This is a genomic window from Rothia sp. LK2588 (genome assembly GCF_040946465.1).
In the GTDB taxonomy this organism is placed as follows: Bacteria; Actinomycetota; Actinomycetes; order Actinomycetales; family Micrococcaceae; genus Rothia.
Window position 1 is genome coordinate 208148 of the sequence record NZ_JAYWLS010000003.1, and the last position, 26220, is coordinate 234367.

The following is a 26220-nucleotide window of genomic DNA, read 5'->3' on the forward strand; positions in this document are numbered from 1 at the left end:
CTCCCTCAGTGCTACCGTTATTTGGGAAACTTGCTTACTAATTCTGAAGGATCCCCTCGTGGCCGCAGTCGTAGATCAAAACGGGGACGCCCTCCCTCCTCACCCCGAACGTTCCCCCGAGTCCCCGCAAACCCGTGAGGCCGCGATCGAGTTCCGCTCCGTCACGAAGAAGTACGGCGCCAACACCGTGGTTGACGACCTCAACCTGGCCATCCCCGCCGGCAAGATCACTGTGTTCGTCGGCCCCTCAGGCTGCGGTAAGACCACCTCACTGCGCATGATCAACCGCATGGTGACCCACACCGAGGGCGAGATTCTGGTCAACGGCCGCCCCAACACAGACAGCTCACCCTTCGAGCTGCGCCGCAAGATCGGGTACGTGTTGCAACAGGCCGGCCTCATGCCGCACAAGACCATCGTCGACAACATCGCCACCGTGCCGGTACTCAACGGCACGCCCCGCCGCACCGCGCGCGCCAACGCCCTCGACCTCATGACCAAGGTCGGTCTCGACCAGTCCCTGGCCAAACGATACCCCGCCCAGCTTTCCGGCGGGCAGGCCCAACGCGTCGGCGTGGCCCGCGCCCTGGCGTCCGAGGCGGAGATCATTCTCATGGACGAGCCGTTCTCCGCCGTGGACCCGGTGGTGCGCAACGACCTGCAACAGGAGATCCTGCGCCTGCAGAACGAGCTGCACCGCACCATCGTCTTCGTCACCCACGACATCGACGAAGCCGTACAACTCGGCGACCAGATCGCCGTCTTCGCCACCGGGGGACGCCTGGCCCAGTTCGGCACCCCCGAAGAGATCCTGCGCGAACCCGCCGACGACTTCGTGGCCTCCTTCGTGGGCCGTGACCGCGGCATGCGTCGACTGACCTTCGCCGACGCGTCCGAGGTGAAGATCTCCCCGCTGAACAGCCTCGAAACGCCTTGGCAGAACTGGCGGCTGAACGTCCGTGACGGGCGCCCTGCCGGTTGGCTCATCGACGGCCGCACCATCCCCGGTGGGTCCCTCTTCGTCGAAGGCGGCACCCTGCGCGACGCCCTCGACTCGGTGCTCTCCTCACCCTCCGGGTGGGGCGTGGCCGTCGACCGCGAGGGCCGCGCTATCGGGTTGCTGAACTCCGACGACGTCCTCGCCGCCACCGAACGCGAACGCCACCGCCGCTACGGGGTGAGCTCGTGAACTGGCTCAACTCCAACTGGGGGTACGTGGGCCAGTTGACCACCCTGCACCTGCTGCAGTCGCTGCTCCCGGTGGTGCTCGGCACGCTCATCGCGATCCCCATCGCCCGCATCGCTGTAGGACGCCGCCGCAACGGACGCTCCACCGAGGCCATCTCGGGCGCGGGCCGGGTACGCCGCGGGATCGTGGTCAACTCCGCCGCGCTGCTCTACACGATCCCCTCGCTGGCCCTGTTCGTGCTCATGCCGCTGGTGCTGGGCACCTCGATCACCTCGCTACTGAACGTCTACGTGGCGCTGACCCTCTACGTGATCGCGATGATGGTGCGTTCGGCCGTGGACGCCTTCGACGCGGTCTCCCCGACAACCCTGGAGGCCGCGACCGCGATGGGTTACCGGCCCACCCGCCGCTTCTGGAGCGTGGAACTGCCGCTGGCCGTGCCGGTGATGATCGCCGGACTGCGAGTTGCGTTGGTCTCTAACATCTCGATGGTGTCGGTGGGCGCGGTGATCGGCATTCAGTCGCTGGGCACGCTCTTCACCGACGGCCTGCGTCGCAACCTACCCGCCGAGATCGTCGTCGGAATCGTCGGCACCGTGCTGCTGGCGCTCGTCCTTGACCGGTTGCTGGCCTGGGTCGGCACCTGGATCACCCGCTGGAGGGTTGCATGAACATCTTCGACAAAACCTGGGCCTTCTTCACCGCCCCCGGCGCCTGGACCGGCGACGGTGGAGTATTCCAGCGCCTGGCCGAGCACCTGGCCTACTCGGGCCTGATCCTGCTCATCGCCGCGCTCATCGCGATCCCCATCGGTCTGTGGGTGGGGCACACCGGCCGCGGCGAGAACCTCGTGGTCGGGTTGACCGGCGCGTTGCGCGCGCTGCCCACCCTCGGCCTGCTGACCCTCTTCGCGCTCTGGCTGGGGCTGGGTTTGACCGCTCCGGTCGCCGCGCTCGTCATTCTGGCGATCGCCCCGCTGCTGGCCGGTACCTATTCGGGTGTGGCCGCCGTCGACCCCGTCACCGTGGACGCCGCCCGCGCCCAGGGTATGACCGAGCGGCAGATCCTCACCCAGGTGGAGATCCCGTTGGCCGCGCCCCTGATCTTCGGCGGCATCCGCAACGCCGCCCTGCAGGTGATTGCGACCGTCACCATCGTCGCCTACATCAACCTGGGCGGGCTGGGCCGTTACCTCATCGACGGCCTGGCCGTGCGTGACTACCCGCGCATGGTCGCCGCCGTGGTGCTCGTGGCGGTGCTGGCACTGCTCGTCGACATCGTTCTCTCCCTGATCCAGCGTGCGCTCGCCGCACCCGGAACCCGTTAGGAATTCTCATGACTGCTCAGATTAATCGCCGCCGCCTGCTGGGTTTGGCCGGCGCCGGAACCGGGATGCTGGCGCTTTCGGCCTGTGGACTCTCGGGCGAGACCGCCTTCGGCTCTGGCTCGACCTCGCAAACGGTGCTGGTGGGTTCGGCCGACTTCACCGAGTCGCAGATCATCGCCGAGATTTACGCGGCCGCGCTGAATAAGCGCGGGATCACCGCCGAGACCCGTCCGGCCATCGGCGCCCGCGAGGCGTTCATCGGCGCGCTGAAGGAGGGCACGGTGGGCGTGGTGCCCGACTACACCGGCAACCTCTTGCTCTTTTTCGACAAGTCCGCCACGGCGACCACCGCCCCGGACGTGCTCGAGGCGCTCAAGAAGGCCGCCCCGCGCGAGCTCTCGGTGCTGGACGCCGCCCGCGCCGAAGACAAGGACTCGCTGGTGGTCACCGCCGAGACCGCGCGGAAGTTCGGGCTGAAGTCAATCGCCGACCTCAAGACGCATAGTTCGGAGCTGGTTCTGGGTGCCCCGCCGGAGTTCGCCGAGCGCTCCTATGGGCTGCCGGGGTTGAAGTCGAAATACGGTTTCGTGCCGAAGAAGTTCTCACCCATCAACGACGGCGGCGGCCCGCTGACCGTGAAGGCGTTGCAGTCTGGCGACGTTCAGGTGGCCGACCTGTTCTCGACCGATCCCGCGATCAAGGCCAATAAGTTCGTGGTGTTGGAAGACCCGAAGAACAACTTCTTGCCGCAGCAGGTGGTTCCGGTAGTCAACGCCAAGCAGGTCTCGGTGGCTGCCGCCGACGTCCTGAACGAGGTCTCTGCCTTGTTGACGACCGAGCACCTGATCGCGCTGAACGGTCGCGTTTCGGGTGAGGAGAAGGCGAATACGGCGACCGCGGCGAAAGATTGGATCGAGAAAAACTTCTCTTAAAAGGTTTGTACCCCGAAAATCACCCAGTATGTCAAAAAAGACATACACAGTGATTTTCGGGGTACAAAACCCTCAGGGTAGAACCTTACTTAGCGACCGGTTCCCGGTTACCCAGGCGCTTCTTCTCGACCGTGCGCTCCTTGGCCAGGTCGGCGTCCTTGAAGCCGAAGAGGTAGACCAGGGTGAACGAGGTGATCAGGGTTGCCAGCGAGGCGATCCAGAAGCCCCACCACGACTGGTCGAAACCGCCGTCGGGGTTAATGAAGCTCGTGAAGCCGATCAGCGAACCGACGAAGCCCCACATGTTGACGTTCATCAGACCGGTGATGAAACCGCCCACGGCCGCACCCACCGAAGCCAGCGCGAACACGCGACCGTACTTGAGGTTGATGCCGTACATAGCGGGCTCGGTGATGCCGCAGAAGCCTGCGATCGCAGCGGAGCCCGAGAGGCCCTTCATCTGCTCGTTCTTGGTCTTCACGAAGACCGCCAGCGCGCCCGCACCCTGGGCCACCATGGTCGCCGAGATGATGGCGTTCAGGTAGGAGTGGCCGGTGGTGGAGATGTCGTTGGCGACCAAGGGGATCACTGCCCAGTGCAGGCCGAAGATGACCAGGCACTGGTAGAAACCACCGATGATCAGACCGGAGATCGCCGGCGATAGGTCATAAACCCACTGAATGCCGGCTGCTAGACCAGAGGAGAGCCACATGATGATGGGGCCCAGTACCACCAGGATCAGCGTGGACACCACGAAGACCTCGATGAGCGGCACGAAGATCATGCGCAGCACCGCGGGGATGGCCCGCTTGAGCTTCGGCTCCAGGATGGAGCAGATCCATGCCGCCACGATCATGGGGAAGATGGAGTAGGTGTAGGACGCCATGGGGAAGGGGATCCCGAAGAATTCGGCGTTGGTGGAGACACCGAGCAGAGAACCGGTAGCCTCACCCTTAGCAAGCTCGTTGATGGTGGGGTAGGCCAGCACGCCGCCGATGATGGAGACGATGATGGGGTCTGCACCCAGACGACGAGCCGCGGTGAAGCCCACGAAGATGGGCAGGAAGAAGAAGACCGCGTCGCCCATCGCGTTGATGATGGTGAAGGTTGATGAAGACTCATCTACGACCTTGTAAATGGTGAGTAGAGTCAAAATACCCTTCAGCACACCAGACGCCGCCAGCAGGCCGATCACGGGCATCATCGAACCGGTGATCACACCGATCAGCGAAGAGAAAGCCCACTTGAGCCAGCCACCCACACCGTGGGGGCGTTCTACCGGCTCGGCCTCGGATGCGGTCTCACCGCCGGCCTTGTTATTGGGCAGCTGCTTGACCACGGCGTCGTAGACGTCTTCGACGGCGGGGCCGATGACGACCTGGTACTGGCCACCCGCGCGGGCAACGTCGATCACGCCGTCCAGGTTGGTCACCGCGTTGTCGTTGGCCTTGGAGTCGTCTTTGAGATAGAAACGCACGCGGGTGATGCAGTGAATCACCGACTTCACGTTCTCGGCACCGCCGATGTTATGGAGAATGTCCCATGCCAGCGCATCGTAACCGGTGAGGTTCTCGGGGCGCTGAGCCGGGGCCTGGCCGCCGTAGGTAGCGGCCGGATCCGTGGACGTACCCGCGACGGTCTCGCTGTCGGTCACGGCCTGGTTGCCGTGAGAGGCGGCCGCATCTGCGGCCACCGAACCGGTAGCTGCACCGGCACCGGCTGCGGTGGCACCGGTTCCAGCGGCGGAACCGGTCGTACCGGCACCTGCTGCGGCACCGGTGGCACCCTTAAGAGTGGCTTCTGCCGCGGCGTCGCCCGCCGAGACGGTGCCGGGGCGAACGTCCAGATTCTCCAAGACCTTCGGGGTGTTGGTGATCGCCAGGATCGCGGTGGTGCCCTTGCCGGCCTTCTTCACGGCGTCGAGGTCCATCACGGCGATCTGCTCACCGGCGGTGACCTGCTGACCCTTGGTGAGGTCGTTGGTGAAAGGGAAGCCGTCAAGCTCAACGGTGTCTACGCCCAGGTGCAACAGCACCTCCAAGCCTGAATCGGCCTTGATGCCGACGGCGTGCTTGGTGCCGGCGACCATGGTGATCTTACCGGTGACAGGTGCGACCACGACGTTGTCGGTGGGGTTAACACCGAAGCCCTGGCCGAGCTTGCCGCTGGAGAACACCGGGTCGGGGATCTCGCTCATGGGTATAACCTCGCCCGACATCGGGGCGAGTAGAGAAACAGTCGACTGGTCCGCCATGACTGCTCCTTTCTTCTATGGGTGAAAGCTATCTGTCACCGGGTCCGCACCAAAGGCACGGGCACAGTGAGTCACATCCTTGTGTTAGATCAGAATAGCTAGGGACTGGTAGGGCTGTAGCTGAAGGTTTTCTTCGAGTACAGGGTCTGGGTAGTTGCTGATGACCACGCGCCCGTGCAGGAATTCCTCATCGAGCGGGAACTCGGTGGGTTCACCGTAGAAATTATTGATCACTAGCAATCGAGCGCCGTCGTGTTCACGAACGTAGGCATACACACTCTCGTGGTCTAACTCGTAGGGAGCGTAGGAGCCCCGAGCGATCACCGGGTGGGCCTTTCGCAAGGCGATGAGTTGCTTATAGTACGGCAGTATCTTACCGTTCTTTTCCTCGGCGGCGACGTTGATCTGCTCGAAGTCGGTGGGTCGAAGCCAGGGGTCTCCGCTGGTGAAACCGGCGTTGGCGGCATTCGACCATTGCATGGGGGTGCGCGAGTTATCGCGGGCTTTAGACGCCACGATCTCGAAGGCGTTGGCCTCGTTCACACCCTCGGCCAGGAGCTCCTTGTAGGCGTTGAGTGCCTCGACATCCACGTAGTCGCTCATGTTCTCGTAGGAGGGGTCTACCATACCGATCTCTTCGCCCTGATAGATATAGGGCGTGCCCCGCTGCAGGTGCATCACGGTGGCCAGCATGGTCGCCGACTCGGCGTGAAAGTTCACCGGGTCGCCGAAGCGGTTGATGGCTCGCGGCTGGTCGTGATTGTTCCAGAACAGCGCGTTCCATCCCTTGCCGGCCTGCATGCCCATCGCCCAGTCGTTGAGCAGGTGCTTAAGCAGAGGAAAATCGAAGTCGGTCTTAGTCCACTTCTGACCGTCGAGGTAGTCGACCTTCAGGTGGTGGAACGAGAAGACCATGTCCAGCTCGTTGTTCTCGGGGTTGGTGTAACCGATCGAGTTCTCGATGGTGGTCGACGACATCTCACCCACCGTGACCTTGTAATCGCAGCGACCGAAGGTCTCCCGGTGCATCTCCTGGATCCAGGTGTGCACGCGCGGGGTGTCGGTGTACAGGCTCTTGTCGACCACGCCGGGTGCGGCGTCCTCGAGGAATTCCGCCTTGCCGATCACGTTGAGCACGTCGAAGCGCAGACCGCGCACGCCCTTGTCCAGCCAGAAGTTGACGACCTTGTAAAGTTCCTGACGCACCCGCGGGTTGTGCCAGTTCAGGTCGGCCTGGGTGCGGTCGTAGAGGTGCAGGTAGAAGAGGTCAGTGTCGCCGAAGTTCTCCCAGGCGGGCCCGCCGAACTTTGACTCCCAGTTGGTGGGGTAGCTGCCGTCGGCCTTGCCCTCCCGCAGGTAGAAGAAGTCTTGATACTCCTTCTCGCCCGCCAGCGCGCGCTGGAACCACTCGTGGTCGGTGGAGACGTGGTTGAGCACCATGTCCAGCATGACCTCGATGCCGTGTTCCTTGAGTCTGGCGATGAGTTCCTCGACGTCGGCCATCGTGCCCATGTCTGGGTTCACCCGGTAATAGTCGGCTACGTCGTACCCGTTGTCGTTCTGCGGTGAGACGTAGAAGGGGTTGAACCACACCATATCCACGCCCAGGGAGGCGATGTAGGGGATCTTTTCGATGACGCCCCGGATGTCACCGATGCCGTCCCCGTCGGAGTCGTAGAAAGACTTGGGGTAGACCTGGTAGATGACCTTGTCGCGAAAACTCATAGGCGAAACCTTCCTGTTCGAGGTGGTTGATAGTTCAAGGGGGAGGGGAAAGGCTGCGGCCCAGCCGGGTGGTGCGGCGCCCGGCTGGCCCGATCATTAGTCGCGGCGGGCGAAGTCCCGGTACACGAACTTGTCGGCACGGTGGCGCGACTCGGTGAAGAGAAAAGCGGTAGTGTCTTCGAGGCTGGTCACCGAGGCGGTCACGGCCACGTACTCGCCCTTCGCCAGCTTCAGACGCTCGCGGTCGTCGGCGGTGGAAGGTTCCACGCGGATCAGCTTCGAGGAGTACGAGATAGTCAGATCGAGATCGTTTTCGAAGTACTCGAAGAGCGAGTTCTCGGCGGCCTCCCGCGGGATCTCGGGGACCACGGAGGTCAGCACGTAGTCGCGGTCGATGATGGAGGGCTCGCCGTCGATGTAGCGGACGCGCCCCACGGCGGTCACCGGCTCGGCGGCGAGGTCTGGCACCAGGTCGAGGAAGGGCGCCTTGGGCAACTGAGCGGGTTCGAGTTCGAAGACCTCGGAGCGCGCTGCATAACCGCCCTCTGCGGTGAGTTCTTTGTAGCTAACCAGCTTAGAGACCGGCAGGGTGTAGTGGGCCCGGTTGATGACCAGAGAACCCTTGCCCATGATCTTCTGGATGTACCCGCGGTTGGTCAGCAAGGCCAGGGCCTTGCGCGCTGTCTCGCGGGAGACATCGTAACGTTCGGTCAATTGCTTCTCGCTGGGGAGAAGGGAACCGACGGCGTAAGTGCCGTCATCAATTTTTGTGGCGAGGTCTTGATAGACGCGCTCGTATTTGCCCATTGTTGTTGCTTTCGTGCGGGGTGTGAGTGCTGATGATGTCAGACAGGGCAACACAAGGGGTAGCGCACACGCACCTGTCTGTACAGGTAATCCTAACCTGTACAGACAGGTGCGTCTAATGGAGGCGTGCGGGTCTGGCTGTTGAGCTGGCTACACTTTCTCCCCTAGAAGAGGCGCTCGCTAGCGATCTTTGCGCCCGCCGAAAGTGCGGCCAGCTTGGCCCACGCGATGTCGGGGTGCAACCGTCCACCCAAACCGCAATCGGTAGAAGCCACGATCTGTTGCTTGTCCACCACCGACGCGAAGTTCTCTAGGCGTTGGGCGACTAGCTCGGGATGCTCAATGAGGTTGGTGGAATGGGAGACCAGACCGGGGTAGAGTAGCCGACCGCCCAGATCCACTCCTTCCCATTCCTTCCACTCGTGGGCGTGGCGGGCGTTGGCCGCCTCGAAGGTGAAGCCGCCGACGTTCAGCTGCAACAGGGTGGGCAGGATGTGCTTGAGCTCGATGTCGGTCGAGTGCGGGCCGTGCCACGATCCCCAGCAGAGGTGAAAACGTACGTTCTCAGGGTCGATGCCTTCCAAGGCGTAATTCTGTGCTTCCACGGCCAGCTCGGTGAACTCCAGATACTCAGCAATGGTCGGTTCGGGTACGAGCTGATCCCACGCCTCGGCGAAGGAGGGATCGTCGATCTGCAAGGTCAGGCCGGCGTCCACGATCGCGCGATACTCCTCTTTGAGGACGTCCGCCCACGCGAAAAGCCACTCGCGCTCAGTCTTGTAGTACTTGTTGCCGATGCGCGCGGCGGAACCGGGGGAGAGCGCGGCGACGAACCCCTCGGTTGCGTTGTGGCGGGTAACGGCCTGGCTGACATTGCGGACGTCGGCGGCCACTTCCTCTTGTCCGATATAGGTCAGCGGGCTGGTGGCTACGGGGAAGACACCATCGTCTTCGGACTTATTGCGCAGGTTTATGGTGGAGTAGAAGTCTGCATACTTAGTCCAATCGCGGCGCACTCCGAAAGAGTTCAACCGGCCGTTGCCGGGGATCTTGAACAATTCATCGTGGGTGATGTTGCGGTCTATTTCCAACCCACCGGTGCGCTGGAAGGAGTAGGTCCACCAAGAACCGTAGTCGTCACCGCGAACGGTAGAGTGGCCGAACTCGCCGTCATTGACGATGTCGATGCCTGCCTCGACCTGTCGTTCGATGACGGTGGCGACTTCTTCGGAGAGCAGCTTCTGGAAGTCCTCCTCGGTCAAGGTCTCGGACTGACGTGCTTTATTCGCTTCTAAGAGTCGGGTGGGGCGGGGGAGGGAGCCGACGTGAGTGGTAAGAAAACGATCGGTGCTGCGGTGGAGTGTCATGGCCTCATCTTTCGTATTGTCTGGTGTGGGGACCCCTGCGCGGTGGTATCTGCCGGGGTTTCTTCTAGCAAACTCGTTGCGGCGCGGGCACCGCAAGAGGCGGCTGTTGTATGAGGCGATGTTTCTTTGCGACAGCTCTGTGACACCCCGTTACGGCGGTGACGACTCATTCTGACCGCAGGGGGACAAGATGGCCGTTGCGTGGCGGCCAGGTCGATAGTGTTGCGGTCGATAACAACCAACACCTAGACCCCCTGTGATGTAAATACCTCAAACCCTCCCTAAATAGCCCACAAAACTACGTTCCGGCTTGTTACGCTATTCACGGTGTCCCGATTTATCCCCTAAATCGTGGACGGTCACTCCCACAGCAGTCCTTTAGACCCCCAGATGCCTACGCCCCCATACCTAACCGTGGGTATCTCGAAAGGTATATATGGCCCAGGAATTCCGCCCCGCACGATTCGCCGGCGTCCTTCTTTCCACTTTCGCGCTTTCGACGAGCCTCTATGCCGGAATCACACCGGCTCAAGCTGCAGAAGAGACCCCCAAGACTATGAAACAGGTGGTGGAGCAAAATACCAAGCCCGCCACCGTGGCCAAAGAAACCGACCGGTTTGTGGTGGGTTTCAAGACCAAAGACAAGGCCGCTCGCCAACAGGCGCTTCAGAAAACCGATCAACGCTCGGCAGAGCTTAAAGACATCACCGTCATTAAGAACAAGGTAGCCGCGGATGATAACAAGACGGTCATCCAGACCGAGAAGCCGCTCGATAAAGCGGAGCAGCAAAAGGTCGTCGAACAGCTCAAGGCTGACCCTGCCATCGATTTCGTGGAACCCGACCCGATGGTCAACGCTGTGTCCGCCGCACCAACCACTGAGCAGTATTACCCGTTGCTGTGGCACTTCGACCAGAGCCACCTCAACGCTCCCGCTGCATGGAACCAGGGCGTCAACGGCGCCGGTCAAACCGTAGGCATCGTAGACACCGGCTGGTCCGCCCACCCTGACCTCAAGACCCCGGTCTCTCAGTACGACTTCGTCTCCACCTCCGACCTGTCCCGTGACGGCAACGGCCGCGACGCCATTGCCCGCGATGAGGGTAACGGCAATTATGGCGCGAACTGGCACGGCACCTTCGTCGACGGTGAGATCGCAGCCAAGGTCAACGACATTGGTGTGGCCGGTCTGGCCTATGGCGCAAACGTCTCTCATGCCCGCGCCCTGGGTTGGCTCGGTAACGGTTACGTCTCCGACATCGCAGACGCGATCACTTGGGAGGCAGGCGGTGCCGTGGACGGCGCCCCCATCAACCCGCGTCCGGCCACCGTTATCAACGCCTCGCTGGCCTATCCTGACTCTCAATGCAACTACGTGATGTCCTCTGCGGTGAACTACGCGCTCAGCAAGAACATCCCCGTGGTGGTCGCTGCCGGTAACGACGGTGCCAACGCCGACAATTACTCACCGGCGAACTGCTATCGCGCGATCGTGGTGGGTGCAACCACTTCGTGGAATACCTTGACCGCTTATTCGAACTATGGTTCCATGCTGGACGTTGTTGCCCCCGGCGGTACCAGTGGCAGCGACATGTACTCGACGATGAACACCGGTTACGACTCGGTGGGTCAGGCTACCTACGGCATCAAGAACGGTACCTCGATGGCCACCCCGCTGGTTTCTGCCACCGTGGCCCTGATGAAACAGGCCTACCCCGCCATCAGCGTCGAGCAGATCCGCCAGATTCTCGTGAACACCGGCACCCCGATGGACGGTTACCGCCAGATCAATCCCGGTGCAGCCGTGAAGGCCGCCAAGGCCCTGAACCCGGCCCCTGCGCCCTCGCAGCAGATCACCATGGACCGCAACACCGGCATCGGTGCGGCGTACTACCGCTATGGCGGATCGACCACCTTCGGTCTGCCGACTACCCGCGAATTCGGCGTTAAAGACGGTGGTGTGACTCAGCAGTTCAGCAAGAACTACAACATCTACTGGCACCCCATGTTCGGCGCCGAGCCGGTGAACTGGTCGGGCGCGATCGGTGCGAAGTACCGCGCCGGTGGCTATGAGGGCACCTACGGATTCCCGCGTTTCCGCGAGGTCAATATCCCCGGTGGTGCAATGCAGAAGTTCACCACCTCCACCGGCCGCACCTCGGCCTTCTACTGGACTTCGACCACCGGCGCTCACGTGGTGAAGGAATACGGTGCCATCGGGGGCAAGTTCACCGCCGAGGGTGGCACTGCCACCTATGGCTTCCCCAACGAGGACGAGGTCGATTTGGGTAACGGTGGCGTACGCCAGATCTTCAACGATGGCAGCCTGATCAACCGTTTCTATTGGTCGCCGGGCACCGGTGCTCACAACATCAAGGGTCACGGTGCGATCTATGCCTATTGGTTGTCTCAGGGTGGTTTGAACAACGACGGCTACCCAGTGACCGATGAGATTTCGGCCGGCAACGGTGGTGTGGTGCAGTACTTCCGTGATTCCAACGGTGGTGAGACCGGTTACTACTGGAGCCCCGTCTCAGGCACCCACAAGGTCAATTCCAAGGGCGCTATCTACTTCCACTGGCTCAAGAACGGTTACACCCGCACCCTGGGTTATCCGGTGACGGACGAAATCACCCACGCCGATGGCTCGGCAACGGTCAAGTTCTCATCCGGTGTGACCCTGCGCTGGACCGCCAACGGTGGCGTGCAGCAAATCCGTTAACAGTCGGTCTATGAACCCAGATGCCCGCGTCCTGTTCTGCAGGGCGCGGGCATTTCACTTTATGAGACAAAGCGGGAGAGGGTTTAGACGCGTGGGGTCCCGGCGTAAACTGAGTCACACACTAACCCGCCCGCGAAGGATGAGCTTTTATGCCTGAGTTACGTTCCCGGACCTCCACCCACGGCCGCAACATGGCGGGCGCCCGCGCTCTCTGGCGCGCCACCGGCATGGGGGATGACGACTTCGGCAAACCGATTATTGCGATCGCCAACTCTTTTACCCAGTTCGTGCCCGGCCACGTGCATCTGAAAGAGATGGGCTCGCTGGTCGCCGGCGCCATCGAAGAGGCCGGTGGTGTGGCCAAGGAGTTCAACACCATCGCGGTGGACGACGGTATCGCCATGGGTCACGACGGTATGCTCTACTCGCTACCCTCGCGCGACCTGATCGCCGACTCGGTCGAGTACATGGTCAACGCCCACCGCGCCGACGCGTTGGTGTGCATCTCGAACTGCGACAAGATCACCCCGGGCATGCTCTTGGCCGCGATGCGCCTGAACATTCCCACTATTTTTGTCTCCGGCGGGCCGATGGAGTCTGGCGAAGGTATCGAGGGAGTCGTCGAACACCGCCTGGATCTCGTCGACGCCATGGTCATGGCCGTGGATGAGTCGGTCTCCGAGAGCCACCTGGCGCAGATCGAGAAGAACGCCTGCCCCACCTGCGGTTCGTGCGCGGGTATGTTCACCGCCAATTCGATGAACTGCCTCAACGAGGCGATCGGTCTGGCCCTGCCCGGTAACGGCACCACTCTGGCCACGCATATCGCGCGCAAGGAGCTCTTTCTCGCCGCGGGCCGCACTATCGTGGAGCTGGCCAAGCGCTACTACCAGAACGATGACGACTCGATTCTGCCCCGTTCCATCGCGACCAAAGAGGCCTTCGAAAACGCGATGGCCCTCGACGTCGCCATGGGCGGTTCGACCAACACCGTGCTGCACATCTTGGCGATCGCCAACGAGGCCGAGGTCGACTTCACGCTCGAAGACATCGACGCGGTCTCCCGCCGCGTGCCGTGTCTGGCAAAGGTCGCCCCGAACTCCACGAAGTACCACATCGAGCATGTGCACCGCGCCGGTGGCATCCCCGCCCTGCTGGGTGAGCTGCATCGCGCCGGGCTGCTCCACGAGAACGTGCACTCGGTGCACGCCGACTCGCTCGAGCAGTGGTTGGCCGAGTGGGACGTCCGCTCCGGCTCCGCCACCGAACAAGCCGAAGAGCTGTTCACGGCGGCGCCCGGCGGCGTGCGCACCACCCAGGCGTTCTCTACCGCGAACAAGTACGAATCCCTGGAGACCGACGCCGAGAACGGATGCATCCGCTCGGTCGAGCACGCCTACACCGCAGACGGCGGCTTGGCGGTGTTGCGCGGCAATATCGCCGAGGACGGCGCGGTCATCAAGTCCGCCGGTATCGACCCCGAGCTCTTCCACTTCGTCGGCAAGGCATTCGTGGTGGAGTCTCAGGACGAAGCGGTCTACGAAATTCTCTCCAAGAACGTGAAGGAGGGGGACGTCGTGGTGATCCAGTACGAGGGGCCGCGCGGCGGGCCGGGCATGCAGGAGATGCTGTATCCGACGTCCTATCTGAAGGGGTTGGGCCTGGGCAAGACCTGCGCGCTGATTACCGATGGACGCTTCTCGGGCGGCACCTCGGGCATCTCGATCGGCCACATCTCACCCGAGGCGGCAGCCGGCGGGGCGATCGGTCTGGTGCAGACCGGGGATGAAATCGAGATCGATGTGACCCATCGCGTACTGCGCGTGAATGTGCCCGAGGAGGTGCTGGAACGGCGCCGGGCAGAGAAAGGCCCGTTGCCGTGGAAGCCGACCAAGCCGCGTGAACGCCAGGTCTCTAAGGCGTTGAAGGCCTACGCGATGATGGCTTCGTCTGCGGACAAGGGCGGCGTGCGTGTGCTGCCCGAGGAATACGCCTAAGCCCCGCAGCCCTTAGGTCTCGTACACCTTGACCGACACCGGCTGGTTGAGCAACGGCTCCCACTCGGTGACGGCCTGGTGGTAGTGGGGTGTCTGCAGGTGGGCCTGGTAGGCCTCGGTGGATTCCCAACGCTGGATCACGGCGTAGTCCCCTTCTGCGCCCTCTTCGACCACGGGGCCGAAATCGTAGCTGACGAGCCCGGCGTCGTGGGCGCGGCTGGCCTGCACGAGGCGGTGTGCCGACTCTTCGAAAGCGGCAAGGGTTTCTGCCTTGACCGATACCTGGACGATCACGCCGATCATGGGGTGCTTCCTTTGCTTATTGGGTGGTTCGCGGACTGGCCGCAAGCTGGACGTGTGGTTCTGTTACGAGGCGGTGTTTAGATCTCGTAGATATTGATTTGCAGGGGAGTGGCCAGAAGCGCCGGGGCGTTGGCATCTGCCTCTTTGTAGTGCTCGGTTTCCATGTGTGCTTCGAGGGCTTCGAAGGATTCCCAGCGTTCGATGAATGCGAACTCGGTGGTGGCCTGCCCCTCGTCGGTGGTGCTCTCGGCGGTGAGTACGCCGTATTCGTAGCTGAGAAGCCCCTCTTCTTGTTGCGACTTCTCGACCAGCTTGTGTGCGAGTTCCTCGAATGCTTCGGTGCACTCGGGTTTGACTATCGCATGAGCATAAACGCCAATCATGTGGCTCCTTGAATGGTGGTTGACCGCGAACATTGTGGTCTCCGTTGACCGTGCCCGCCTCATGCCGACGGCCACGTGTTCGCCTCTTGCTCTCCAACGCTATCACCGTGCAGACGGCGGTGCGACGGCTGTGTCAGTAGGTGAACTTTTCGGCCGGTGGTTACACGCGAGGGAGCCCCGGGTGAACATTACATTAACCACAGCCTATTGAATCGCAAAGATATAAAAGTTATAAAAGATATAAAGGCTTTGTGAGGATCGTGACATGAATGCACAACCGGTGATCGAAAATCCCAGCGCTGTGGCCCCCGAACTGGTGGGACGCAGCGCTCATTTGGGCGCCTTCATGTCCCGCTTCGAAACCTCCTCCTGGGGAGCGCCGATCGTGGTCTCCGGGGCGACAGGCATGGGCAAAACCACCCTGTTGCGAGCGTTCGAAGCCGTCGCCCGCGAGGCCGGCTGGCGCGTCATTTCTGAGACACCTGTGAAGGGTCTGACCGAGCGGATGTCGGGCACCTACCTGCCCGCCCTCTACGAAAACCTCGCCGAGAGCGAGTCTGGACTGTTCGAGAAATTACCGCTGGCGGAGCAGATCACGACGATCGCGGAGAAACTGCAGGCCACCGAACGCGGCCTGCTGATCACCATCGATCGCTACGAGAAGTTCGCTACCTCGTCCGTACGAGAGTTGCTGACCGCATGCCGTGCCGCCGCGGAGCGCCGTCTGCCCGTGCTGGTGGTTATTTCTGGACGCGTGGGTGAGGTTCGCGAGTTCGCGCAACCCGAAAACGGTGAGGAGCAGGGGGCAGAGCACCTGCCGGTCTGCACCCTCACCCGGCCGCAGACCGAACACGCCCTGAAGGGCGCGATTCAGCAGCGCCACGGCGAGGGTAGCGACGGGGGCGAGGACTACCTGCGCTCGGTGTGTGAGCTGACCTGCGAGCAGCTGGCCAGCGCCACACAAGCCACGGCGGGGTATCCCTACATGATCGGTCTGGTGGCCGAGCGCATCGCCGAGTCGCTGATGCACCACGCCTCCCGCGAATACCTGCCCTATGAGTGCTTCGAACGCGCGCTCAACGCCGCCCACGAGAGTCTGGGGTTGCGCGTGCTCGACCCGCTCTTGGAGCAGATGTCTGCAGGGGACCGTGCGTTCGTAGAGGCTATGGCCCAAGACGACGGGCCGTCGAAGATGAGCGATATCGCCACTCGCCTGCAGAAGAACGCCCAGTACGTGGGTGTCTACCGCAACCGTCTGGTGGAGTCGCAGATCATTCGGCCGGCCTCGTACGGCAAGGTGACTTTCGCGATTGAGCATCTCCGCGAGCATCTGCGCACCGCGGTGTCTTTCGGCGCCGACAACGAGTTTTAAGAAGAAGGAAAACACCGAGAAAGAAAAGGAGGTGGAAATGATGAGCATTACGCCCGCACAGATCAAAAAGTGTCAGCTGACCTGGGAGGCCCCTGACTACACGTCGAGTTATCCTGCCGGCTTTGTCGACATCGGAGTGGCTGTGGTGGCCGTGATGATGGAGACCGTTTATTCGAAGAGCATGTGTTACACCGGCCTTTCGGCGATGATCTTCATCTCGCGTGAAAACGGTGACCGCGAGGTCTTGGAGACTGAACCTATCACCGAGTGTTGCGCGCACTCTCTCTTGGAGCCGTGCGACGAGGTACACGTAGCCATGCTGGGTCGGGCAATTCTGCGCGCCTGGGAGGTTATTCCCACGGAGTACAAGCGCAACCTGATTACGGTAGCCGCCGATCGGCACTACTTGAAGCTCCTCTTCCGCCAGTTTGGGTCACTGAAAGAAATCATGGAGTACCGGTCGATCGACAAGGTGCTCAACCCCTACGAGTCCCATTCGCTGGGCGAGCAGCACGTGAAACTGGTGGGCACACCCGCCGGTGAGGTGTTGCCGCACTACATGGAAGAAGCCTCTCGCTTGGCTCACGCTCGCATGGAGCGCGACCAGGAGCAGCTGCCGGTAGAGAAGCTGACCGAGTACAAGGTCTTCACCGATTGCTCGTTCCGCTCCACCAACAACAAGAAGTACGCTCGCGGTGGACGCATGGGTATCGGTGGGGTGAGCGAAGACGGCTTCTACTTCCACTCCCACTACGACGCCACCAACATCATGACCGGTGAACTCTCGGCCATGCTCGCGGCGTTCAACATTTTCTACCACGGCGGACGCCGGTTGGTGATTCACACCGATTCGCTGGGGGCGCTCACCTTCGTGCTACGCCTGGCCCACAACCGGTGGTCGTTCGAGCACTGGGCGACCGAGGGCGTGCAAGACCCGCACGTGTTAGAAGAAATGACGGAACTGACCGCCGCCATTCGCGAGCGGCGGGTGATCGTCAAACACATCCCCGGACACACGGGCCACGGCCTACAGGAGTCTTCGGATTCGGTCTCGAAGATGCACCGACACTTCCCGGGGCAGGTCGTCGAGAAGTGCAACCTGGCGGAGTTTAATCGTCGCTGTGAGTCGATCATCATGGCCTTGACCGGGTGTGAGAAGGCGGTGCGTTTGCGGTGCCCCGATTGGGTGCGTATTCGGCCGTCGGTTATTCATTCACGGAACCGGCTCTGGAAGTAGGGCTTCGCTCAGAGAAGGGGGCGCAGGGTTTCCTGCGCCCCCTTTGCATGCGTGGCGTATCTGACGTGTGTGACGAAGTGTTACAGATTTGTTCCTTTGGCGGGGAAAATCCCGTGGGGAAGCCGCGGTTTTGGGCGGGCAGTATATCCTGGTTTTAAGAGCAATAACATTTGACAATGAAAGTGTTTAACGGGGCCTATGGCAGGATTCAACACCACCGCGATCCACGCAATCACCGAGAACGAGAACGAAGCGATCGTACCGCCGATCTACCTCGCCTCGACCTTCGGGCAGCCGCACACCGGTGAAGAGGGCGAGTTCGAGTACCAGCGCGGCGGTAACCCCACCCGCGCCAAGGCCGAACAGGCGATGGCAACCATCGAGGGTGCGTCCTTCGCTCGCGTGTACGCCACCGGGATGGGTGCCTCTGCGGCGGCCATGGGAATGTTGCAGGCCGGTGACACCCTGCTCATGGGTATGCCCGTCTACGGTGGAAACTACCGCTTCGGCACCATCGAGTTGCCCAAGCGCGGCGTGAAAACCCGCTTCATCGGCGACCTGGCGCAGCTCAGCGACGCCGACTTCGACGAAACTGTGAAGATGGTGTTCTTCGAGACCCCCACGAACCCCACCCTGCGGGTGGCCGACATCGAACGCGTGGCCGAGATAGCACACCGCCACGGTGCCCTGGTGGTCGTCGATAACACCTTCATGACCCCCTACCTGCAGCGTCCGCTGGAATTGGGTGCCGACATCACCGTGCAGTCGGCCACCAAGTACCTGGGCGGCCACGGGGACCTGCTCGCCGGAGTGGCGGCAACTAACAGCGCCGAGCTCGACCAGGAACTCTTCAAAGCACAGCTCATTAGCGGAAACGTATTGCCGCCCATGGACTCCTACCGGTTGCTGCAGAACGTGAAGACGCTGGGCATCCGGCTCGACCGGCAGCAGGCCAATACCGAGCAGATCGTGCAGTTCCTCACCGGGCACGAGTCGGTGGCGCGCGTGTTGACCGCCGGTTCGGCGAACGAGGCAGAACGCGAGATCCAGGCGCGGCAGGCGTCCGGAATCGGCGCACTCTTCTCGTTCCAACTCAAGGAGGGGGCGAACATGAAGGCCTTCCTCGACGCCCTGGAGGTCTTCGAGTTCGCGGTCTCCCTCGGCGGTATTGAGTCGCTGATCTGTCTGCCCGCGACCATGACCCAGGGCGCCTACTCCGCCGAGCACCTTGAAGAATTCGGGGTCGAAGAAAACCTGATCCGCGTGGCCGTGGGCATCGAGAACGTCGAAGATCTCATCGCCGATCTCGACCGAGCCCTCACCGCCGCTTTCTCATCCGCTGCCTAGAGCATCATCAACCAAAAGGAAACACCCGTGAACGTCACCCGTCGCTCCGCCATCGCCCTCACCGGTGCGGTCTCCCTGGCCGGCATCCTCGCCGCCTGCTCCTCTAACGACGACTCTTCGTCGTCTTCGTCCAAAGACAAGCTGCAGTCCATCAAAGACTCCGGCACCATCCGCATCGGCATGGAGGGCACCTTCCGCCCCTGGGGTTACCACGACGGCTCCGGCAAGCTGGTCGGCATGGAGAAGGAGATTGGCGACCTCCTCGCCAAAGACCTCGGCGTGAAGGCCGAGTACGTCGAGACCCAGTGGGACTCGCTGATCGCCGGTGTGGACGCCGACCGCTACGACATCGTGATCAACAACGTGGGCCCCACCGAGGAACGCCGCCAGAAGTACGACTTCTCGGTGACCTACGTGGCTTCCGAAGGCAAGGTCGCGGTGAAGAAAGACTCTGAGCTGAAGAACGTCTCTGACCTCTCCGGCCACACCGCTGCCGCCTCCGAGACCTCCAACTTCCGCCGCATGCTCGAGGAGGCCGGCGCGTCCATCGTGACCGTCTCCGGTTTCGACGAGGCCATCGACCAGGTGATCGCCGGTCGCGTGGACGCCTGCGGTAACGACGCCGTGACCTTCGTGGCCTACCAACAGGAACACAAGGACGCCCCCATCCGCCTGCTCGAAGGCACCCTGGGTGACGCCTCCGAGTCGGCCGTGCTGATGCCCAAGGGACAGGACGCTCTGAAAAAGGCCATCGACGATTCGCTGAACAAGCACATGGAAAACGGCGACCTGAAGAAGATCTACGAGAAGTACGTGGGCATGGATCTCACGCCGAAGAAGTAATCTATGGCTAACTACGTGGACCTGTGGATCGAGTCGCTCCCGAAGCTACTCGAGGCCACAGCCAAGCTGACCATTCCGCTGTCGATCATCGCCTTCATCCTGGCGATCCTGATCGGCATCCTCTCGCAGGTGATGCGGGCCAACAAGTTCCGCCCGCTGGCCTGGCTGGCGAACTTCTACGTGTGGTTGTTCCGCGGCACGCCCTTGCTGGTGCAGCTGTTCCTGGTCTTCTACGGCCTGCCCAAGATCGGGCTGACCCTCGACGCCTGGACCTCCGCCATCATCGCACTGTCGCTGAACACCGGCGCCTACGTGGCCGAGACCTTCCGCGCCGCGGTGGCCTCGATCCCGCGGGGCCAGTTCGAAGCCGCCCAGACGCTGAACTTCACCAAGATGCAAACGCTGCGGCACGTCGTCATCCCGCAGGCGGTACGCATCGCGTTGCCGCCGCTGGGTAACGACCTCATCGACCTCGTCAAGGGCACCTCGCTGGTGTCTACCATCTCGCTGATCGACCTCTTCCAGGCCGGTAAGCAGGTGGCCGCAGCCAACTTCGAGCCGCTGGCCATGTACACCGAGGTCGCCGCGATCTACCTGGTGATCTTCACCGTGCTCTCGTGGCTACAGAGCTTGCTGGAGAAGCATAGCAACCGTTACGTCAGGAGCAACCGTGCTTAAAGTAGAGTCCCTGTCGAAGAGTTTCGGCGGTCAGCAGATCCTCCACGACATCTCCCTGGAATTACAGGACGGCGAAACCACCGTGATCCTGGGCCCCTCGGGTTCGGGCAAATCCACCCTCCTGCGTTGCCTCAACCTCTTGGAGACCCCCGAAGCCGGCGCACTGACCATCGAATCAGACACCGTGCGGTTCGGCGGCAAGCTCACCGACGAGAGCGTGCGCACCATGCGCCGGCACTCGGCTATGGTCTTTCAGCAGTTCAACCTCTTCCCGCACTACACCGCCCTGCAGAACGTGGCCCTAGCCCCGCAGCTCAACGGCAAGCTGTCGAAAGCGGCCGCCGAGCAACAGGCTCGCGAACTGCTGACCAAGGTCGGGTTGGAACACCGGATGGACGCCTACCCCGACCACCTCTCGGGCGGCCAGCAACAGCGCGTGGCGATCGCCCGCGCCCTCGCGATCTCACCCGACTACCTGCTCTTCGACGAGCCCACCTCGGCGCTCGACCCGGAACTCGAAGCAGAGGTGATTCGGGTGCTCGTCGACCTGGCCCGCGAGAACCGCTCGCTGGTGGTGGTCACCCACAACATGGCCTTCGCACAGAAAGTGGCCGACCGCATCGTCTTTCTCGCCGGTGGCCGGGTGAGTTACAACGGCACACCGGCCGGGTTCTTCAGCTCAGATGACACCCGCATACGTAAGTTCCTCAACGTCTACGAGCTCATCGAATACAAGATCTAGCGCACTTTCGTCGCCGGCACCGCAAGGGCCGGCGACGAACATGTTAATAGTCACTTTGACCAGAACCTAGCGCTTAGGGGCTGAACAAATTCAAATTCGCTCCTATCATTGGTCAAGTTGAACTACACAGAAAGTGTGATTGATGGCTACTTACGACCAAGTTCACGAACGGGTACCGCTTCTGCGTGAAGACGATGTCACCGTCGTGGATCAGAAAGAAATGAAGAAGGCGCTCCGCGCGACCCTTCTTGGCAATTTCATGGAATGGTTCGATATTGGCGTGTACGCGTACCTCGGCGCCTCTATCACCAAGGTGTTCTTCCCCTTCGGTGACCCCTGGGCGCAGCTCGCCTTCTTCGGCGCGCTCGCGGCGACCTTCATCGTCCGCCCCCTCGGTGGCCTCATTCTCGGCCCTCTGGGCGACAAGATTGGCCGCCGCAAGGTGCTGGCGTTCACGATCATCATGATGTCGGTGGGCACCTTCCTGATCGGTTGCCTGCCCGGTTACAACACCTGGGGCATGGCTGCACCGATCCTGTTGATCCTGCTCAAGTTCGTGCAGGGTTTCTCCACCGGTGGCGAATACGCCGGTGCAGCGACCTTCATCGCCGAATACTCGGCCGACCGTCGCCGCGGATTCTGGGCGTCCTTCCTGGACCTCGGTTCCTACCTCGGTTTCGCCTTCGCGGCAGCCCTGGCCACCGTGGTCGAGCTGATGCTCACCCCCGAACAGATGCTCGCCTTCGGTTGGCGTATCTGCTTCTGGGTCGCACTGCCGCTGGGCCTGATCGGTCTGTACATGCGCTCGCACATCAAGGAATCCGAGACCTTCGAGGCTGAGCAGAACAGCGAAGATCACGAAGAGCTCTCGATGGGTGCCTACCTCAAACACATCTGCAAGGACTACTGGCCGCAGCTGCTCACCGGCGCTGCGCTGGTGATGTGTGCTCAGGTGATCGGTTACGCGCTGACCACCTTCATGCCCACCTACCTGACCGAGACCCTCGGTTACGACACCCTGCACGGCAACGCACTGCTGATCCCCGTGCTGTTGATCGTCGCCTGCGGTCTGCCGCTGTTCGGCCACCTCTCCGACAAGGTCGGCCGTAAGCCGATCATGATGACCGGTGCGGTGCTGGGCCTGATCGGGGCTATTCCCTCGTTCTGGCTGATGATGAAGGGTGAAACCTGGTCGACCTTCCTGGGTCTGCTGATCATGGGCATCCTGCTCATGTTCCAGGTGGCTATCCAGCCCTCGACCCTGCCCTCGTTGTTCCCGACCAAGTCGCGCTACACCGCTATGGGCATCATGTTCAATATCGCGGTGGCTCTCTTCGGTTCCACCACCGGTTCGGTGGTGACCGTGCTCGAGTCGTGGTGGAAGACCGATTACGCCGGTGCCTACTACATCATGTTCGCCTGCGTGATCGGCCTGATCGGCATGTTCTTCGTCAAGGAGTCCGCCGGTAAGAACCTGCTCGGTTCCTACCCCGCCGTGGCCGACGAGTCTGAGGTGCACGAGCTGGTTGAGACCCAGTTGGACAACCCCAAGCTGGACACCTCCACCATGCCGATCCCCAAGGTTCGCCTGCAGGAGGCTCAGCAGGAGCTCAAGGACTCTGGCCACGCCACCGGCACCACCGACGGTTCGGTAGCATCCAAGTAAAACCCGTCGCGGTTGCTCGCTGAGGAGTCTCCGCACGATACAGACCGGCCCCCTCGTCCTGAGAAAAGGACGAGGGGGCCGGTCTATTTCTGTACTCTTGCGGGCTCTGCCACCCCGCGCAGAAGGAGGCCGTGCCGGTTACAGCAGCGGGCGTCCTTCTTTCTTACGACGCTGGGCGCGGCGGATCAGGCGGAAGAGCATGTAGGCCAGCAACAGCAGGAGCACGATGTAGACCACGGTCGAGTACTGGTCGATCACGTGTGCGACCTGTTCCCAGTTGTCCCCGAGCAACACACCCAAGTAGATGAGCACCGCGTTCCACACCGCCGAACCGATGAAGGTGTAGAGACCGAAGGTGTGCAACGGCATACGGTCCAGACCCGCGGGAATCGAGATCAGCGAGCGCACGCCGGGCACGAGGCGTCCGAAGAGAATGGACGCCGGGCCGTAACGGTGGAACCAGTGCAGGGCCTTGTCGACGTCTTCGGGCTCCACCAGCCACATCTTTTCGGCGATGTGGCGCAGGCGGTTCGCGCCGACCTTCTGGCCGACCCAGTAGAGGAAGAACGCGCCGATCACCGAACCGGCGGTGGCCCAGATAAAGGCGGTGAAGACGTTCATCTTGCCTTGGGATGAGGTGAACCCGGCCAGGGGCAACACCACTTCGGAGGGGATGGGCGGGAAGACGTTTTCGAGGAAGACGGCCACACCCACACCCGGTGCCCCGAGGATTTCCATGAGGTGTACGACCCACTCGACGATTGAGTTCAGCAATTCGTTCCTTTCACGTGTTTTAGTACATTGTTCCAGAAACTCCTTGGGGTTGCCCGAGGACTTAACGGGTAATGGAGGGGCCCACAGGTAACGTGGGATACATCAAGTTCCCCCCCCCCCCCCCGACTTCGAGAGCCCCTATGGAAGACAACTCTGTACCCGCTTACCTGACCGAAGGCTACCGCTCACCGCTGGGCCCCTACCAGCGCGAGGTGGAAGAATCCTCACGTGGTGCTCACCGCATCATCGACCACATCTTCGGTGATAAGAAGTCTTATCTGGATCCTGAATACACGATTTGGGATGCCGAGACGGCGCGGCGGGCGCAGGAGGTCATCCTAAATACCTCGTGGAAAGGCACAGGAGACCCATTTCTCGAGATCCCTAAATATATTGTCCAAGCACCCGTAGAGAACAGGCCGTTGGCCCTCTTCTTTGGTGAAACCTATCTGTTGCGGAATATGCAGTCGGACAGGCTCACTATAAACCTGACGATGGGCTGTATAGAGAAGATTCTTATGGCTTCGTATGATCCGGATCGGGTGGCGCAAATGATCCGGGAGACGGAAACCCGTTGGTTACTTGGGCTCAAGATTTTTAAGGGTGGACAACAGTTTGGAGATTACCCCTCCATGCACTTCATCTGGATGGCCCAGGTTTGCGTAACTTTGTCGACTCTTACCGAGCCCCAGAAAGTAATACAAGATCCCTGGGCATTGAAGTCGCACCTTGAACGGGCATCGAGTGTAACCCAGAAAATTTACCAGAAGAAATATGAAGAAATCGGGGAGTACAAACCACATACTCCTCCCCAAGGGGGGCTCGATCGGGCATTCCGTATAGCTACATTCCCCAATGTCTTCGAACCCTTATACCTCCTTGGAGTTAGACGGGATGTCACTAACTATTTTCAGCGGAAATTGAACCTTCCAGACACCGGTGACGATGACCGCAACTTACTTGAGATCCCGAAGTAATGCCCGGATGGAATTTGTGAACCGGAAGTGTTGGACGCGCTTCCGGTTCTTATTTTATACGATGACTAACTTGAAATTTTAAAATTTTCATTAATTTATATTTATAATGAACTGCAAAACAAAATGTTTCACATAAATTTTTTTATATGTGAAACCTTTTGTAGATTAATTTTCGTTTTGTGATATTAAGTCCTGATTAAGAACCAAGCTCGCACTTAAAACCTCAATTCCCAGAAGTTTTCCTTCGTTATCGAAATCAAGATTTACTTCTCCTGGACATTCGCTAGGCTGAACAGAATTGGAGCTATATCTCACTTCCCCATCTGATATCTCTTTAAGGGAAATATAAGCCGCATCGACTTCCTTATCGTATTCTATCTTCATGCTTAGCCTTTAGTTACTGTAACAATATTTCCTGTTGTCTTGTTTACAATAACTCGAATATTTCCACTCTTGTAAATCCAGGTATTGTTATTTCCGTGAGTCCTTGTCCCGTTCAGGATAACCTGCTTAATAGTATGCTGACTCACACCCCTGGCTGTTGCTTGCTTTAATGCATGGGCACTTAGTCGAATAGCCAACGCACCAAGCCACAACAGCGGGGCAGCTTCCTGCTCAGCCCCAGGCTTCCTCCGGTCAATCAGGGAAGTATCCAATGCATAAGCATTAAGACTAGGCACACCGCTACTAACAGTATTCGAGTCGTACAGCGGAGCTGCGCTATCCGCAAAGGAAGGGGGTACAAATCCACAGATGAGCGATATGGCTACAGACGTTGCAACAAGTTTCTTAAATGGGGCCTTCACAAGGAGTTCCTTTCAAATGCGTGAGATTTCCACAGACTATACCGTGTGACAAAAATCATTACAAACAGTGTCTCAAATCTCATTTATTTTCGTGTTTTTGCCCTGTGTTCTTGACCTTGGAACGCCTCCACTCACGCTTCCTGTGGGGCTTTTTCTTTACCCTCTTGGTGAAGCTTCGCTCCGAACAACTGCGCGACTTCGGCCCCTCCTTGCAACCGCAGGCCGCGTTCAACCTCCTGCAGGGCGTGGAAACCCTGCCCCAGCGCATGGACGCCCACCTTGCCAACACCCGCGCGGTCGTGGACTGGCTTACCACGGACTCCCGCATCTCCTACGTAAACTACGCCGGGTTGCCCGACCATCCGCACCACGAGCGAGCGTGCCTCCTGTTGCCGCTGGGCGTGGGGTCGGTGTTCTCCTTCGGCGTGGCAGGCACCGAGCACGCCTCGGGGCGGGACGTCGGCGCCGAGTTCATCAAGCACCTGCAGCTGGCCTCGCACTTGGCCAACATCGGCGACTCTCTCACGCTGGTGCTGCACCCCGGTTCCACCACGCACCAGCAGCTGACCGCCGAGCAGTTGCAAGCCGGCGGCGTGAAAGAAGACCTGATCCGCATCTCCGTGGGCCTGGAAGACATCGAAGACATCATCTGGGACCTCGACCAGGCCCTGCGCATCGCCACCGGGCGCGACCACGCCGGTGAACGCGTCGGGGACGCCAGCGCAGACACCCTCGCGGCCGAGCGCGCCGCATCCGAGAAGGAGACATAGTC

Annotated in this window: 23 protein-coding genes and 1 pseudogene; 15 read left to right on the plus strand and 9 right to left on the minus strand. The window is 61.0% G+C overall.

All coding sequences use genetic code 11. From position 1 onward, the window contains the following. Positions 1-145 precede the first annotated feature (145 nt). From VVR12_RS08010 to VVR12_RS08025, 4 genes are read left to right on the plus strand one after another with little or no spacing between them, the layout of a single operon-like run. Complete coding sequence (locus VVR12_RS08010) at positions 146-1189, plus strand: ABC transporter ATP-binding protein (protein ID WP_368550811.1); 1044 nt, start codon at positions 146-148, stop codon at positions 1187-1189. After that, a complete protein-coding gene (locus tag VVR12_RS08015; RefSeq protein ID WP_368550673.1) occupies positions 1186-1860 on the plus strand; it encodes an ABC transporter permease in 675 nt (224 codons plus the stop codon). The genes VVR12_RS08010 and VVR12_RS08015 overlap by 4 nt, the downstream gene beginning before the upstream one ends. Then, positions 1857-2516: an ABC transporter permease gene (locus VVR12_RS08020; RefSeq protein ID WP_368550674.1), complete on the plus strand. Its 660-nt coding sequence runs from the start codon at positions 1857-1859 to the stop codon at positions 2514-2516. The genes VVR12_RS08015 and VVR12_RS08020 overlap by 4 nt, the downstream gene beginning before the upstream one ends. An 8-nt stretch (positions 2517-2524) precedes the next feature. After that, positions 2525-3448 carry an ABC transporter substrate-binding protein gene (locus tag VVR12_RS08025; RefSeq protein WP_368550675.1) on the plus strand — a complete coding sequence of 308 codons (924 nt, stop codon included), beginning with the start codon at positions 2525-2527 and terminating at the stop codon, positions 3446-3448. Positions 3449-3533: 85 nt separating this feature from the next. Here the strand turns inward: VVR12_RS08025 and VVR12_RS08030 are convergent, their stop codons facing one another. The 4 genes from VVR12_RS08030 to VVR12_RS08045 all read right to left on the minus strand — a co-directional run bounded on the left by VVR12_RS08030 (position 3534) and on the right by VVR12_RS08045 (position 9601). Next, positions 3534-5702 carry a glucose PTS transporter subunit IIA gene (locus VVR12_RS08030; protein WP_368550676.1) on the minus strand — a complete coding sequence of 723 codons (2169 nt, stop codon included), beginning with the start codon at positions 5700-5702 and terminating at the stop codon, positions 3534-3536. A gap of 84 nt (positions 5703-5786) precedes the next feature. Continuing rightward, positions 5787-7427 (minus strand): alpha,alpha-phosphotrehalase, encoded by a 1641-nt coding sequence (gene treC, locus VVR12_RS08035; RefSeq protein WP_368550677.1) that lies wholly within the window; start codon positions 7425-7427, stop codon positions 5787-5789. Between the two features lie 96 nt (positions 7428-7523). Then, positions 7524-8234 (minus strand): trehalose operon repressor, encoded by a 711-nt coding sequence (gene treR / locus VVR12_RS08040; protein ID WP_368550678.1) that lies wholly within the window; start codon positions 8232-8234, stop codon positions 7524-7526. Between the two features lie 164 nt (positions 8235-8398). Beyond that, on the minus strand, positions 8399-9601 hold the full coding sequence (locus tag VVR12_RS08045) for a cobalamin-independent methionine synthase II family protein (protein WP_368550679.1): 1203 nt from the start codon (positions 9599-9601) through the stop codon (positions 8399-8401). Between the two features lie 436 nt (positions 9602-10037). On the opposite strand from VVR12_RS08045, the gene VVR12_RS08050 reads away from it, so the two are divergent. Together VVR12_RS08050 and ilvD are read left to right on the plus strand one after the other, a co-directional pair. Further along, positions 10038-12323 carry a S8 family serine peptidase gene (locus tag VVR12_RS08050; RefSeq protein WP_368550680.1) on the plus strand — a complete coding sequence of 762 codons (2286 nt, stop codon included), beginning with the start codon at positions 10038-10040 and terminating at the stop codon, positions 12321-12323. Positions 12324-12472: 149 nt separating this feature from the next. After that, positions 12473-14320, plus strand: a complete 1848-nt coding sequence (gene ilvD / locus VVR12_RS08055; protein ID WP_368550681.1) for a dihydroxy-acid dehydratase — start codon at positions 12473-12475, stop codon at positions 14318-14320. 12 nt (positions 14321-14332) lie between these two features. Here the strand turns inward: ilvD and VVR12_RS08060 are convergent, their stop codons facing one another. Both VVR12_RS08060 and VVR12_RS08065 read right to left on the minus strand, forming a co-directional pair. Next, complete coding sequence (locus VVR12_RS08060) at positions 14333-14623, minus strand: putative quinol monooxygenase (protein ID WP_368550682.1); 291 nt, start codon at positions 14621-14623, stop codon at positions 14333-14335. Positions 14624-14700: 77 nt separating this feature from the next. Further along, on the minus strand, positions 14701-15006 hold the full coding sequence (locus VVR12_RS08065) for a putative quinol monooxygenase (RefSeq protein ID WP_368550683.1): 306 nt from the start codon (positions 15004-15006) through the stop codon (positions 14701-14703). 265 nt (positions 15007-15271) lie between these two features. Here VVR12_RS08065 and VVR12_RS08070 point away from each other — a divergent pair, with 265 nt between their 5' ends. The 7 genes from VVR12_RS08070 to VVR12_RS08100 all read left to right on the plus strand — a co-directional run bounded on the left by VVR12_RS08070 (position 15272) and on the right by VVR12_RS08100 (position 22891). Further along, complete coding sequence (locus VVR12_RS08070) at positions 15272-16378, plus strand: ATP-binding protein (protein WP_368550684.1); 1107 nt, start codon at positions 15272-15274, stop codon at positions 16376-16378. A gap of 40 nt (positions 16379-16418) precedes the next feature. Beyond that, positions 16419-17615, plus strand: coding sequence for an RNase H family protein (locus tag VVR12_RS08075; protein WP_368550685.1), 1197 nt, complete (start codon positions 16419-16421; stop codon positions 17613-17615). Positions 17616-17813: 198 nt separating this feature from the next. Then, positions 17814-18962: a PLP-dependent aspartate aminotransferase family protein gene (locus VVR12_RS08080; RefSeq protein ID WP_368550686.1), complete on the plus strand. Its 1149-nt coding sequence runs from the start codon at positions 17814-17816 to the stop codon at positions 18960-18962. 27 nt (positions 18963-18989) lie between these two features. After that, the gene (locus tag VVR12_RS08085; protein WP_368550687.1) at positions 18990-19805 is read left to right on the plus strand and encodes a transporter substrate-binding domain-containing protein; all 816 of its coding nucleotides are present in this window, start codon (positions 18990-18992) and stop codon (positions 19803-19805) included. A gap of 3 nt (positions 19806-19808) precedes the next feature. Beyond that, on the plus strand, positions 19809-20483 hold the full coding sequence (locus VVR12_RS08090; RefSeq protein WP_368550688.1) for an amino acid ABC transporter permease: 675 nt from the start codon (positions 19809-19811) through the stop codon (positions 20481-20483). Next, the gene (locus VVR12_RS08095) at positions 20476-21225 is read left to right on the plus strand and encodes an amino acid ABC transporter ATP-binding protein (protein WP_368550689.1); all 750 of its coding nucleotides are present in this window, start codon (positions 20476-20478) and stop codon (positions 21223-21225) included. Before VVR12_RS08090 ends, VVR12_RS08095 begins: the two co-directional genes overlap by 8 nt. A 142-nt stretch (positions 21226-21367) precedes the next feature. Beyond that, positions 21368-22891, plus strand: coding sequence for an MFS transporter (locus tag VVR12_RS08100; RefSeq protein ID WP_368550690.1), 1524 nt, complete (start codon positions 21368-21370; stop codon positions 22889-22891). Between the two features lie 138 nt (positions 22892-23029). Here VVR12_RS08100 and VVR12_RS08105 read toward each other — a convergent pair whose 3' ends face one another. Continuing rightward, positions 23030-23665, minus strand: coding sequence for a DedA family protein (locus VVR12_RS08105; protein WP_368550691.1), 636 nt, complete (start codon positions 23663-23665; stop codon positions 23030-23032). Positions 23666-23805: 140 nt separating this feature from the next. Between VVR12_RS08105 and VVR12_RS08110 the strand changes: the two genes are divergently transcribed. Beyond that, positions 23806-24642 carry a hypothetical protein gene (locus VVR12_RS08110; protein WP_368550692.1) on the plus strand — a complete coding sequence of 279 codons (837 nt, stop codon included), beginning with the start codon at positions 23806-23808 and terminating at the stop codon, positions 24640-24642. 165 nt (positions 24643-24807) lie between these two features. On the opposite strand, the gene VVR12_RS08115 is transcribed toward VVR12_RS08110, so the two are convergent. Both VVR12_RS08115 and VVR12_RS08120 read right to left on the minus strand, forming a co-directional pair. Next, on the minus strand, positions 24808-25026 hold the full coding sequence (locus VVR12_RS08115) for a DUF2283 domain-containing protein (RefSeq protein WP_368550693.1): 219 nt from the start codon (positions 25024-25026) through the stop codon (positions 24808-24810). A gap of 2 nt (positions 25027-25028) precedes the next feature. Continuing rightward, positions 25029-25448: a hypothetical protein gene (locus tag VVR12_RS08120; protein WP_368550694.1), complete on the minus strand. Its 420-nt coding sequence runs from the start codon at positions 25446-25448 to the stop codon at positions 25029-25031. 143 nt (positions 25449-25591) lie between these two features. Between VVR12_RS08120 and VVR12_RS08125 the strand changes: the two are divergent. Further along, positions 25592-26218 (plus strand): annotated as a pseudogene (locus VVR12_RS08125) (PLP-dependent transferase); the annotation flags it as partial. Positions 26219-26220 lie beyond the last annotated feature (2 nt).

What these genes read in the sequence shown, in the direction of transcription:
- VVR12_RS08020 (WP_368550674.1), top strand. Translation starts at nt 1,857, where the DNA reads ATGAACATCTTCGACAAAACCTGGGCCTTCTTCACCGCCCCCGGCGCC.
- VVR12_RS08025 (WP_368550675.1), top strand. Translation starts at nt 2,525, where the DNA reads ATGACTGCTCAGATTAATCGCCGCCGCCTGCTGGGTTTGGCCGGCGCC.
- VVR12_RS08030 (WP_368550676.1), bottom strand. Translation starts at nt 5,702, where the DNA reads ATGGCGGACCAGTCGACTGTTTCTCTACTCGCCCCGATGTCGGGCGAG.
- treC (WP_368550677.1), bottom strand. Translation starts at nt 7,427, where the DNA reads ATGAGTTTTCGCGACAAGGTCATCTACCAGGTCTACCCCAAGTCTTTC.
- treR (WP_368550678.1), bottom strand. Translation starts at nt 8,234, where the DNA reads ATGGGCAAATACGAGCGCGTCTATCAAGACCTCGCCACAAAAATTGAT.
- VVR12_RS08045 (WP_368550679.1), bottom strand. Translation starts at nt 9,601, where the DNA reads ATGACACTCCACCGCAGCACCGATCGTTTTCTTACCACTCACGTCGGC.
- VVR12_RS08050 (WP_368550680.1), top strand. Translation starts at nt 10,038, where the DNA reads ATGGCCCAGGAATTCCGCCCCGCACGATTCGCCGGCGTCCTTCTTTCC.
- ilvD (WP_368550681.1), top strand. Translation starts at nt 12,473, where the DNA reads ATGCCTGAGTTACGTTCCCGGACCTCCACCCACGGCCGCAACATGGCG.
- VVR12_RS08060 (WP_368550682.1), bottom strand. Translation starts at nt 14,623, where the DNA reads ATGATCGGCGTGATCGTCCAGGTATCGGTCAAGGCAGAAACCCTTGCC.
- VVR12_RS08065 (WP_368550683.1), bottom strand. Translation starts at nt 15,006, where the DNA reads ATGATTGGCGTTTATGCTCATGCGATAGTCAAACCCGAGTGCACCGAA.
- VVR12_RS08070 (WP_368550684.1), top strand. Translation starts at nt 15,272, where the DNA reads ATGAATGCACAACCGGTGATCGAAAATCCCAGCGCTGTGGCCCCCGAA.
- VVR12_RS08075 (WP_368550685.1), top strand. Translation starts at nt 16,419, where the DNA reads ATGAGCATTACGCCCGCACAGATCAAAAAGTGTCAGCTGACCTGGGAG.
- VVR12_RS08080 (WP_368550686.1), top strand. Translation starts at nt 17,814, where the DNA reads ATGGCAGGATTCAACACCACCGCGATCCACGCAATCACCGAGAACGAG.
- VVR12_RS08090 (WP_368550688.1), top strand. Translation starts at nt 19,809, where the DNA reads ATGGCTAACTACGTGGACCTGTGGATCGAGTCGCTCCCGAAGCTACTC.
- VVR12_RS08100 (WP_368550690.1), top strand. Translation starts at nt 21,368, where the DNA reads ATGGCTACTTACGACCAAGTTCACGAACGGGTACCGCTTCTGCGTGAA.
- VVR12_RS08110 (WP_368550692.1), top strand. Translation starts at nt 23,806, where the DNA reads ATGGAAGACAACTCTGTACCCGCTTACCTGACCGAAGGCTACCGCTCA.
- VVR12_RS08115 (WP_368550693.1), bottom strand. Translation starts at nt 25,026, where the DNA reads ATGAAGATAGAATACGATAAGGAAGTCGATGCGGCTTATATTTCCCTT.